This is a genomic window from Parabacteroides sp. ASF519 (assembly GCF_000364265.2).
GTDB classification, from domain to species: Bacteria; Bacteroidota; Bacteroidia; order Bacteroidales; family Tannerellaceae; genus Parabacteroides; species Parabacteroides goldsteinii.
The window spans coordinates 3,112,186-3,124,230 of the sequence record NZ_AQFV02000006.1 but is presented as its reverse complement, the minus strand read 5'-3'; the positions used below and the strand labels follow the sequence as shown (position 1 = coordinate 3,124,230).

The window sequence follows — 12,045 nt, the reverse complement described above, 5'->3', positions numbered from 1 at the left end:
TAAAAGAATTTCTTAGTATAAAAAGCCAAACAGCCAAAGCGGGATCATATTCTCTTCTCCTACTTCGACCTTGTCTACAGCATAGTATAAATCGGGATTGTTTTTTACTTTCATACTTTCCTCTATCCTGAAATTATACTTTCCGTTTACCAAAAAGTGTGCGTTCTTCATTCCCTCATTTAGCGTATTGTCTTTCAAAAGCTGGTTATAGAAAAAAGATTCGCGCACAGCCTGCACATTTACCTCCATCGGACGGATGGGGTACATCAGATTCGAATTGTACATATACACGGTAGATGGTTTTTTCGGAAACGATTCGCCTACCGGATATAACATATTCATTAAACGGGCATCGGTCAGATATTTTATATAATTCATCACTGTAGCCCGTGACGTTTCTATTTCTTTGCTCAACTGACTGACATTCGGCGTACACGGTGCGCTGATAGCCAGCAGATACAACAGTTTGCGGAGTTTGGGCAGATAACTTTGCTCGATTTGCTTGATGTACAAGACATCTACCTCCAGCATCATATTCATTGTCTTCAACAGGTTCTCTGAGAAATTGCGTTTCTCCAGGAAGAACGGATAAAAACCATGATGCAAATAATCCTGAAAATAAGCCATCGGTTTGGCTACCGAACAAATATTCTTCGCAATCTCCTGATGGTTCCCGATTATTTCTTCAAACGTATAAGCCGGAAAACTGTTTCCCGACATCAGATTCAAAAACTCTCGGAAAGAAAAACCACGCAAATTATATGAAACAACTTTACCTGAGAGATCCGGATTTTCCTCTTTCAACCTCATCACTGACGAACCGGAAAAGATAATCTTCAGATCTTCAAAATTATCATAACAATAACGTAACTCTTTCGACCATCCGGAATATTTGAAAACCTGGTCAATCAACAACACCTTCCCTCCTTTTGCCCTGAACTCAGAAGCAAAGTCGACCAGCGTACGTTCCGTAAAATAAAAGTGATTCAGATTTATATACAGGCACTCTTTATTATCAGCACCAAAATGTTCGCGGGCATAATCCAGCAAAAAAGTAGTTTTCCCTACTCCACGAGAGCCTTTGATCCCGATCAACCGGTCATTCCAATCAATCTCATCCATCAGCCCCCGGCGTACCGGTGCATGCAAATGTTCTACAAGGTATTTATGTGTTTTAAAGAATGCTTCCACCTGACTGTCTTACTATATAGACCGCAAAGATAGAAAATATCCTCAACTTTGCAATACCGAGATAGCAATTTTATTTTCAGTTGGCAATCCAAAGTTGGCAAAGCGTATTGACGTTTGAGAATTTAGAGTTGGCAGTTAATGCTTCCGGTTTATCTAAAAACATTAACTGTCAACATCTTTTATCTGATTATTCAATTACCGTAACCCAACCGTATGTATCAGGTTCGTCACCGTATTGGATGCCACGCAGTTTGTTATATAGTTTTTCGCAAACAGGTCCGGGTTTACCGTCCTTGGCTATCACGTATGATTTATTTTCATCCAAATCATCAATCTGTGAAATCGGGGCGATAACGGCAGCTGTTCCGCATTCTGCTGCTTCATCGAATGTAGCTATTTCTTCAAAAGGAACAGGACGACGTTCAACCGTCAGTCCCATATCTTCAGCCAGCTGCTGCAAACTCTTGTTAGTGATAGACGGCAGAATAGAATGAGACTGCGGAGTGATGTAACTGTTTCCACGAATACCGAAGAAGTTGGCAGGACCGCATTCGTCCAGATATTTCTTTTCTTTCGGGTCCAGATACAATACGGCGGCATACCCCTTTTCATGCGCTATTTCTCCGGCTACCAGGCTGGCTGCATAATTACCACCGACTTTGATCGTCCCAGTCCCATAAGGCGCAGCACGGTCGTATTCACGCATGATACAAACCTTTGACGGTTTGAAACCACCTTTGAAATAAGGTCCTACCGGGGTTACGAATACCATAAACATATATTCGGGAGCCGGTTTTACGCCCACCTGCGCACCCAAACCGATCATCAGCGGGCGGATATATAATGCTGCTCCACTCTCATAGGGAGGAACAAAACGCTCGTTCAACTTCACAACTTTACGGACTGCTTCTTCAAACATTTCCACAGGAAGTTCAGCCATCTTGATGCCCCGGCTGGAAGCTTGCATACGTTTGCCGTTTTCATCCATACGGAACACACGGATTCTACCGTCTTTTCCCTTGAATGCTTTCAAACCTTCAAACGACTCCTGTCCGTAATGGAGGCAAGTAGCTGCCATGTGAATATTGATAATTTCAGAAGAGCTAACTTCCAATTCACCCCACTTACCATCACGATAGTAACACCGTACATTGTAGTCTGTCTTCATATAACCGAATGCCAGATCAGACCAATTCATATTTTCCATATCTTGTCGTAATTAGATTATGAGCGCAAAAGTAAGCTATTTCGGATGATAATTGTTACTTTTGCAGCAAAAATAATTAAAATATGAAAGTTATTGATCTGATCAACGGCAGTAAAACGACTGCTTTTTCATTTGAAATTCTACCTCCTCTGAAAGGGAACAGCATACAGAAGGTATATAATGTGATTGATAAACTGAAAGAATTCGACCCTAAATACATTAATATAACTTCTCACCATAGCGAATATATCTATAAGACCTTGCCCGACGGCAGCTTCCAGAAAGTGAACATCCGCAAGCGCCCGGGTTCGGTTGCCATTGCTTCTGCCATCCAGAACAAATATGGTATTCCGGCAGTTCCACATATTATATGTAAGGGATTTACAAAAGATGAAACGGAATATGCGTTGATCGATCTTAATTTCCTGGGAGTTTACGACCTGCTGCTGTTGCGTGGTGATGTAAAAACACTGGAAGCCGGACAAAATACGGATTTATATCACGAACATGCGACTGACCTTCAGGAACAGGTAAACAATTTCAATAAAGGTATTGCCGTAGACGGTTCCACATTCGAAGCAAACGAAACACCGTTCTCATACGGTATGGCTTGCTATCCGGAAAAACATGAGGAAGCACCGAATATGGAATCGGATATTTTTTATCTGAAAGAGAAAGTAAAAAACGGTGCCGACTATCTGGTTACCCAGATGTTTTTCGATAATGAAAAATATTATTCATTTGTGGAACGCTGCCGTGCCGAAGGTATCGATGTCCCGATCATCCCAGGCATCAAGCCGGTTGTCTTTAAAAACCAGCTGACCGTATTACCTAAAATATTCCGCTCAGACATTCCCGAACCGTTTGCAGCCGAATTGCGCAAATGCAAAAATGATGATGAAGTAAAAGCGGTTGGCGTGGAATGGTGCATCCAGCAATGCAAAGACCTGATCGCCCACGGTGTCCCCAGCCTGCATTTTTATACAATGATGGCTACGGATAGTGTTTATAAAGTGGCAAAAGAAGTATATTAAAATCGTTGATGGAACTAATCGATTGCCAGGAGACAACGGATTGGATAAAAAGCGTAATACTGACTAAATCCGGAGAACATTACTATGTCTTATAAATTAGAGGTAGGTGTAAATGAATTTAGACGTACCTCTAATTCAATTTACACCTACCTCTAAATTTATTTAGACCTACCTCTGTCTGAAAAAACATTAGATTGCTTTACGCAGATCAACTGAATAACTTTACACCGTGAAGCGATTCAAATCCTTATCTTCACAATTATAGAAACCATCGATATGAATATTATTCTGCGTATCGATCTCCACAACAGCAAAACTGTTGTTATCGGGAAGGTTTCCTTCTATCATCCCTTTCATTGTCCAGTAGTGGATATTATTACGGAAACTGTAATGTCCCGCATGATGATGTCCCTGGAATACAGCTAGCACATTCCCATTTTCTTCCAACAGAGGAACTATTTCGTCCGCATTACTTACACAAAGCGATTTACTGATATCGGAGAAGCGGTCTAACAACTGATGGATAAAAATGATGACCGGTTTGTTATTTCCTTTCAATTCTTTTTTCAACCAGTCTATCTGGTCTTTAGGAATATATGCCTTTGTCCAGTCAAAATTACCTTTATCATACGGTGTACCGTCCAAATTGTAATTCGCATCCAGGACTATGAATTTTATATTATCAAAGGCAAATGAATAATAAGCTTTCTTGTCGGCATCCCCCTGATTGGAGGTATGTTGCAGGAAATCGTCTTTGGAGATGCTATCCATATCATGATTTCCCAGGACATGATAAACCGGTCCCCGGAACGATTGAAAGACGTTTTCTATTTCATCCAGATAAGTAATTGTCTGTTCCCGCTGAGAGACGTTATCCTGATCCTTCAGATCGCCCATTTCGATCACAAAATCCAGATTGGAAGAGTTGAAGACCTCCATGGCCTCTTTCAACTTATCCATTGTCTGAGGGAAATAACGGGTCCCATAAGGTTCCCGCCGCGAATAATGCAGATCGGTAACAACCCCAAACCGGACAGGCCGTTGTCCACCACAGGATACAAATGAAGGAGAAGCTGCCAGGACCAACACCCCTCCGCATGCCTTTTTTAAAAATAAGCGTCTGTTCATCATATTAAAAATTTCATAGGTTATAGAGTCATGCCGGTAACCTGCCGGATGTAGCAGGCTATCAGCATTGGCTTACAATATTAATAATAAAAAGTCAATATATCTACCATCCCGGATTTAGGATGAGTTGAGAACAAATTTTCAATCTCCCGAAAAAAGCTTATTTGTTAAATTACCCCAATTTCAAACCCAGATGCATCTTTTTAGAGCCTTTGCTCATCTTCTTTTCATACAAATACAAAAAAATCTGTCAGGCCGATAGGGGTTTTTGAAATATTTCTGTCTTACAGGTGGAATTTAAAAGAAAAAAGAAATGAAATACATACTATTCATTACTATGGATCTGGCAGTATATCCTTTTCTGCTACTAATTTATATAGTAAAATGCATCTTTGATAAGATACAACCAGCTCACTGATTTTCAATACAAAAGAACTTAAAAACAAATTATACCGAATGAACATCCTGACAAAATTCATTCGGTATAATTTACATGGATTTATAAAAAGGCCTTTTTAATTGCTTCTTATAATGTGTCTTCGCTGGAAACATTATCTTACAGGGACTTTTGTCTTAAGCGATGGAGTTTCCCAAACCGTCAGCGACACCGGACCTAACAAACCAGCCACACCGTCACCTCTATAGGGAGTAGGGATAATTTGATAATGATTAGACAATGTGCTGTATACCAGAACTTCTATATGGTTCTTCCCTGATTTGACCTGTTTGCTGATATCAACCGTGTACAGAGAACCCATAACTATACCTACGTCTTGTCCATTGACTTTTACCTCACACGACGCATTAACTTCGCCCAAATCAAGAATTACCTTATTATTCGATTTTATTGAGGGTATAACAACCTCTTTCCTATAATACATCCCCCCCGAATAATGCTTAAGAGCCCCTGTTTCCGACCAGTTACCAGCTTCCAGTATACCTTTGCCAGTCTTTATCTTTATCGGTTCGCAAATGACAGCTGTTCCTTGGTAACCAGGTTTCCGCCTAACCGAGAAAGCAATTAATCCTGCATCCTTCCGAGGAGTGGGAATAATAACCCGGTACTTGCATATACCCGAGCGATCCGTTGAAAGAAGCTGAACATTTTTTCCTGTTATTTCCTTCCCGTTGTGCCATATTTTCAGGTCCTGCCCTACTACAGTTATCTCTAATTCCTCCGTACCTGGCGCAGAACGAAAACGGTAATTCCACATAAGGTTATCACCTCCATAAGGATCATACAAAAGATGATCTCCCAAAGCCCAACGCGTAGAAATGACTTTGGCATAAGTAGACGGTTTCTCTGGTGTAAGAGAAGATGCTGGGAAGAACACAACAGCACTTCTTTCTCGAAAATCCCTATAAGCACCTTTCTGGAATTTAAATTCCATTTTGGGGGTACCGATATAGGCGACAACCACCTGATGCCAACCTTGATCTAGTAAAAGATTTTCATTAACAGCTTTCCCATCAACCAATAGAAAATCCGGTTTAATACCACACACTTCCACTCGGTAATTATCCTTTGCGGGTGCATAAACCATACTACGGTATATTTGGTGGCCCCCTGATCCAAGATAAAGAAACCGTCGCTTACTTTTCCTTTTAGTCCATGCCATCCCTGTGAACCGGGGTTGTCAAAGACTCCGAACTGCCATGAAAATTCCAATATTTTTCCCGGCTTCCTACTTTCAGCCAAAACATCAGATATATTGCTCATAGACTCTCCTGCCGATTTGAAATAACTTACAAATTGTTCCCCATAACCATATATACTTTCTTTCCAACCAGAATCATCAAAATAAGGATTCATCCAATTATCAGGTGATAATGCAGCCGCACAATGCTTGAACGAACGAGCCTCAGCACCTATCATATCCGATGCGGGAAAACGATAATCCCCCCATTTATTATCCATTGTTGGCAATAATTCTGTTTCCCATACCCCAGTAATAGCAGTATGGTAAATCTGTATCGATTCTTTCCGATATTCCGGTAAAAACACCGGTATTCCCGGTGAAAAAACGAACAAATACGAGTTGTCCGATTCTTTTTCAAGCAAAAGCCATGTTCCCTCTTCTGTCTGACGGACAACAGGATAATCTATAATTGTCCCATCAAATGCATTCCACAATTCCACTTTGCCAGTAGCTCTGAAAAAACATTCCGTACCTTTGGGAACATCCATGACCATATATACATCCCTTTCCCCGATACACCGATGCAAAGCCTTTCCGGCTCCACCAACAGGTTTGAAGTCCGGGGTAATCTGTGACCAGATCTGTTCCACCAGATCATCGCCAGCTATATATATTCCAGTTCCACCAGATGTATTAACCCGCTTGTCCGTTGTTTTGCCCCGAACAACTTCACCTGCAGTCAAGCCAAATATTTCACGAACCATCGCATCCATAACAGGATCGCTTTCCCCGATGCGCGTACTAGCCTTTGGCAACTCCCCTGTTGCTATGACAATCCCACCTGCCCGGTAAAATTCCAACACTTTTTCCATAGATGCATAATGTAATGCTTTCATATCAGCAAGTATGAGTATTTTATATTTCTCGCCTGCCACATGTAAACAGCCATCTGCCACTTTTGCCTTCTGTAATGACCGATAATCCATAAAGTCATAATCCAAACCGGCATTACTCAACTTCATAGCCTGATCGAAAGTAATTTTAGTATTAGCTTCAGGATATGCTTGCAAAGATTCTGTCGGATACATCAGTGCTATGTCACAAACATGTGTTCCCTGACTCATCAAATAACTCAGCCTTTCGGTGTATTCAAGCCATCTTTTCATATGCGGCCAATAGGGCATTCTAAAATGGAAACAAGGAGGTGCCCATTCCCACCAACCTCCATGGGTAGAATAATATAATCCATGCATACATACCAAATTCCCACCAGCCATAAAATGGTGATCCATCTGCTTAGTCAACCATGAAGCAGAACTTCCCCATCCCATGCTATGAAAAGCTTCCAACCATGTCCGTTGACGTTCATACAGATGAGTAATAGAACTCGACACCTTAGTTTGCAGAAAACTGGAGCCTGTTGATGGAGCATCATTACCGGGAGCTGTATACCAGGAATTTGCCCTAAAATAATCCACATATGCTAAAGGATCCTTGCCACGGCGCAGATTATCACTACCATAGATCAATCCACGCGAAACATGCCAATCATAAATAGGACGAAAATAACGTTCTTCCGCCAAATCCATCAAGACATCACAATAATCCAAACGTATTTTAGGAGTGATATCACCTATAAACTCTTTCAATGCCGGCAGATATAAAGTTATATCATACCCTTTCCTTTTTTCAAATTCATCCCGAAAATCTTCTGCCCATGATCCCATTTTAATAGGATATGACAATTCGTCCTGAAAAAAATAATTCATTCCGTCAGGAACAGCGTCACTCATACGTCTTTCGAAACGATCGAAATATACACGAACATACTCTTTACCTATATCTGGATGCAGAAGGTGATTTTCTTTTGTCGATATGATATAAACTTTATAACTGTTATCACACGGTACTTCCCATAAAAGTTTGTCTCCGGAGATATATTTTGTTAAATCTGTCTTTCCCGGCCATACTACTGCTGTCAAGAATTTATCAGGAATATCATAAGTAAAAGTTGTTCCTCCCTTTACAGTTACCGATTGAATATTCAGTTCCCCCTGATAACCACGAAATTTTGCCATTTCCTGTAACTCATCAGAATAATACCCATTACCGATCCAACCAACCGTATAATCATCCAATCCTAATCCGATATTTTTCGATGCACATTCTTTTGCAAACCAACTCCAGGTATTCCACCAGTCTTCTGAAAAGATTTTTGGCCTTCCTGATTCTGTTTTTCCAAACAAGCCATACCCGTCTTTCATATTTTCAACATCTACCTTAGGATCCAAATGAATATAACTCACAGCAAAACCATCCGTTGCCGACTCTGACAAAATCTCAAGTTGTTCTTTCATCCGTTCTCTGTTCAGACTATCACCATTCCACCAATAAAAGGGAACATTTCCATAACCTTTCGGAGGGCAGGAAAATCCGGAAAGAATATCTGCATCCTTTTGCGGATATCCTCTAAACTTCTGAGATTGGGAAAAAATCATCTGACAGAAAAAAACAAAGAAACAAACTACTATTATCCTTTTCTTATCAAAAATACCCATGCGTTTCCACCTCCCCATATTTTAGTGCCAATTCAATCCTTTTTACAACAAAACCCTCACCTTCAAAACGAATGTTATTATATCCTTTAATCATTTCATTTACTGGAACAATAAAGGCATATTCACACTCTTTACCTTTCAGTCCGCGTGCTTTATCGTATAAAGCAACATATTCCGAATGCTGTTCTACTAAAAGGATATCATTGACAAATACCTTAAAATCCGTATTCTCATTATTACGGATGAAAAGAATAGCCTCCAATGGCGGATGTTTTTTTACATCATCCCCTATAAAAAATGGAGCTACAGCATTTCCTACTACATTCAATGGCAAAGGAGAACCCGGATCAACACGGTATTCCCTTATGCCATCTGATAAAGCATATATTTTATTCCTGTTTTTTAATGTATTCAACGAGCCGAGTTCCTGCAACAATTCAGGAATCATCGCCCTGCATACCAAACTACCAGGCTCCAAGGTATATTTTTTTCCGGCATTAGCATATTGACCAAAATAGAAATTAAACAAATATAACCCATCGGCTCCCTGAGCCAAAGCATGTGACGCCATCCCCCTATGCATACCATGTGACCATAATTCACGGGCCTTATAACCACCATCATCAATACTGGCATAAACGGGAATTTTCAAACCATTTAAATCCTCTTTAAAACGAGCCACCGGCATAGCTGGATTTCCGCGCCAATGCACTCCTATACTTAAAAAATCAACCAGTCCTTCCCGTATCCATGTTTTTACGTCCAAAGCTTTATCCAAACAATCCCGAACAGTAGGCGGGACACGTGCCGATAATAATATTTTTCTTCCACGCTTTACTGAAATTTGATCTACTTTGCTTCGTATATCCCTTACGAATTGTGTCATAACTTCCACATTTTGTGCATATTCCTCCGTTTTGAAATTTACAATAAAACGCATAAAATCCAGATCAAAACCGTCTATCATCTCATATTTTTCCAGTTGCTCGGCGATGATAGCCAGTTTATGTTCCCGCACTTCCTTATGCGAAAAGTCGAGTGCACCGGCACTATTCCATCCTTGTGAAGGATCGTTAGTCCAATATTGCGGATGGTTCATCCAAAAATCACTATACCATACAGGACAATTTCCCAAAGTATCTGCAAAATGTAGGTCATTCATCCTGTATGTAATAAAAGCTTCTAAGCCATTTTTCTTAGCACGTGTCAATGTTGCCCGAATCAGATCGGTTCCCTCTTTCTCCAGATTCAAATGATTCCGATAATATTTCTTGAAATTTTCATATTCCTTCACATTGTCGCCACAGTTCAATGTTCCATCCCGATCGTCCCCAAAAACCCGTCCGTATTTGGACCTGTAATACAAGAAATCACTTCCGGAACAAATCATATAGGTCGTAACTTGTGAATTGGAAACCATATCCACATATTGATTCAAATCATCCACCGACAAAGGTCGCTGATTAAACCAATAATTACCCAATATTTCAGAACCGTCATTATTATGGATAATACGAAAAGAGCCATTATTTTTTGCTTCCAAGCATGAAGTCAAAGACAATATAATAACTATAGAAGAACAAAGATGTTTTCTTATTTTCATTGATACACATTTAATAAATTATTAAACTATTTCAGTAAACAGATCAAATTAATGGTACATCAACCAGTTATGATGTACCACCATTAAGTTCTTTATAATTTTTTATTCAGTTAATAACCAGGGGTTTGTTCTACCAGTGGATCGCCTGTTATTAATCCGACATTGATCGGCCACAATACTTTATAACTCTCTTTATTATAATCCAGGATAGGCTGTTCCGAACCATAATGAACTATTGGCGAAAAGACTAATGCTCTACCTGATGCATCCTGCATACGACGAATATCATGCCATCTTTTTCCTTCATAAACAAACTCTTTATCCCGTTCGAATAATATAGCCAGTTCATTTTCTTCAAAACTTCCGTTTACATGAGCATGTACAGCTGGATCATAATTTACACTATAAGCACGTTGACGAATCTGATTAATATAAGGAGAAGGATCATTACCCAGTTTATTTTCTATTTCAGCTAACATTAATAATACTTCGGCATAACGATAAATCACAACATCCGATACAAAAACACGATTCCCCGACGAATTGACAATTCCTACACCCTTACGAAGCGCCACACCTTTATTGGTGACATTTCCATCTTTATCTTTCAAATAAAAATCTATGAATGTAGCATTTCGGCGTAAATCCTCCGCATCATAACTTTCAAAAAGTTCATATTTAAAAGCATGAAAATAAAGACCTTTGTTTAACATTTGTAATGTATCTCCCATCAAAACTCCATTCGAACCATACACCCGGTTTATAAAGGTAGGAGGATAGGCAAATTTAGCTGCAGAGTTCGCTGCTTCGCCATCCAAAAAACGCATAGCCATAATAATTTCCTTATTTTCTTTATTGGAATATTCAAACACATCACTAAAATTAGGTAATAAAGTAAATTTGTCAACAAGCTGAAGCAAAGCATCCTTTGCTATCTGCAAGTCGTTTGTTTCTGGTTGTTGATCCCTATCCGGAACCTTTGCCGACCAAAGATAAGTTTCAGCTTTGAGCATCAATGTTGCGGACTTTGACCAAATAGAAGTTCCTTTAAAAGTGAAATCAGATCCGAAATATTCTTCCGATTTAGCAATATCGGATTTAATAAAATCCAGGGTTTCTTTCGGTGTTGATCTTGCAACATACAAATCCTCAGCAGAAGTAACACCTTCAACTACTTTTGCCTGATCTATCACAGGTACCCCACCATAAGCACGATAAAGCATAAAATAATGGTAAGCACGAAGTCCATATGCTTGCCCCAAATAATATCCTCGATCACTAGCAGAAAGGAATGTACATCCTTTTTCTACTTCCGAAATAAAATGATTCACTCGCATAATATGGGGATATAAATTATACCAATCTGATACACCCGTAGCATCTTTTGTGAAGGTATTATCTTTTATCGGTGAAGTGTTTTCTATTGAAGTATTAATAATTGTCGTATTTAATAAAGAGGTTCCCCCTCTAGCTTCACCAAAAAAGTATCTGACTTCGTGTGTGCTGCGCAAGTCATAATGAAGAGCCAACATGTTACTATTAACCAAAGAAGTACTACTCCAATAATTACCAGTAGCAAAATAATCTTCTGGTGACAAATCCAAGCTATCGCATGCTGAAAAAAACAGCGAACACAAACTTATAATAACTAATATACGTTTCATATCTAATTATTTATTGAGGT

6 protein-coding genes and 1 pseudogene are annotated in these 12,045 nt (G+C 39.6%); 1 reads left to right on the top strand and 6 read right to left on the bottom strand.

Features of this window, described 5'->3' with window-relative positions; genetic code table 11:
* Positions 1–12 precede the first annotated feature (12 nt).
* Positions 13–1,191 carry an ATP-binding protein gene (locus C825_RS12255; RefSeq protein WP_010802666.1) on the bottom strand — a complete coding sequence of 393 codons (1,179 nt, stop codon included), beginning with the start codon at positions 1,189–1,191 and terminating at the stop codon, positions 13–15.
* A gap of 187 nt (positions 1,192–1,378) precedes the next feature.
* The gene (locus C825_RS12250) at positions 1,379–2,398 is read right to left on the bottom strand and encodes a branched-chain amino acid aminotransferase (protein ID WP_010802665.1); all 1,020 of its coding nucleotides are present in this window, start codon (positions 2,396–2,398) and stop codon (positions 1,379–1,381) included.
* An 83-nt stretch (positions 2,399–2,481) separates the two neighbouring features.
* Here C825_RS12250 and metF point away from each other — a divergent pair, with 83 nt between their 5' ends.
* Complete coding sequence (gene metF, locus C825_RS12245) at positions 2,482–3,432, top strand: methylenetetrahydrofolate reductase [NAD(P)H] (RefSeq protein WP_010802664.1); 951 nt, start codon at positions 2,482–2,484, stop codon at positions 3,430–3,432.
* A gap of 222 nt (positions 3,433–3,654) precedes the next feature.
* Here the strand turns inward: metF and C825_RS12240 are convergent, their stop codons facing one another.
* From C825_RS12240 to C825_RS12220, 4 genes and pseudogenes are all read right to left on the bottom strand, one after another.
* A complete protein-coding gene (locus C825_RS12240) occupies positions 3,655–4,563 on the bottom strand; it encodes a metallophosphoesterase (protein ID WP_228100106.1) in 909 nt (302 codons plus the stop codon).
* Positions 4,564–5,111: 548 nt separating this feature from the next.
* A pseudogene (locus C825_RS12230) lies at positions 5,112–8,776 on the bottom strand (glycosyl hydrolase).
* Positions 8,745–10,361: a glycoside hydrolase family protein gene (locus C825_RS12225; RefSeq protein WP_007658333.1), complete on the bottom strand. Its 1,617-nt coding sequence runs from the start codon at positions 10,359–10,361 to the stop codon at positions 8,745–8,747. The pseudogene C825_RS12230 and the gene C825_RS12225 overlap by 32 nt, the downstream one beginning before the upstream one ends.
* Before the next feature lie 110 nt (positions 10,362–10,471).
* Positions 10,472–12,025 carry a RagB/SusD family nutrient uptake outer membrane protein gene (locus C825_RS12220; protein WP_010802661.1) on the bottom strand — a complete coding sequence of 518 codons (1,554 nt, stop codon included), beginning with the start codon at positions 12,023–12,025 and terminating at the stop codon, positions 10,472–10,474.
* Positions 12,026–12,045 lie beyond the last annotated feature (20 nt).

Coding starts and splice junctions, on each gene's coding strand:
- C825_RS12250 (WP_010802665.1), bottom strand. CDS start 2,398: ATGGAAAATATGAATTGGTCTGATCTGGCATTCGGTTATATGAAGACA.
- metF (WP_010802664.1), top strand. CDS start 2,482: ATGAAAGTTATTGATCTGATCAACGGCAGTAAAACGACTGCTTTTTCA.
- C825_RS12240 (WP_228100106.1), bottom strand. CDS start 4,563: ATGATGAACAGACGCTTATTTTTAAAAAAGGCATGCGGAGGGGTGTTG.
- C825_RS12225 (WP_007658333.1), bottom strand. CDS start 10,361: ATGAAAATAAGAAAACATCTTTGTTCTTCTATAGTTATTATATTGTCT.
- C825_RS12220 (WP_010802661.1), bottom strand. CDS start 12,025: ATGAAACGTATATTAGTTATTATAAGTTTGTGTTCGCTGTTTTTTTCA.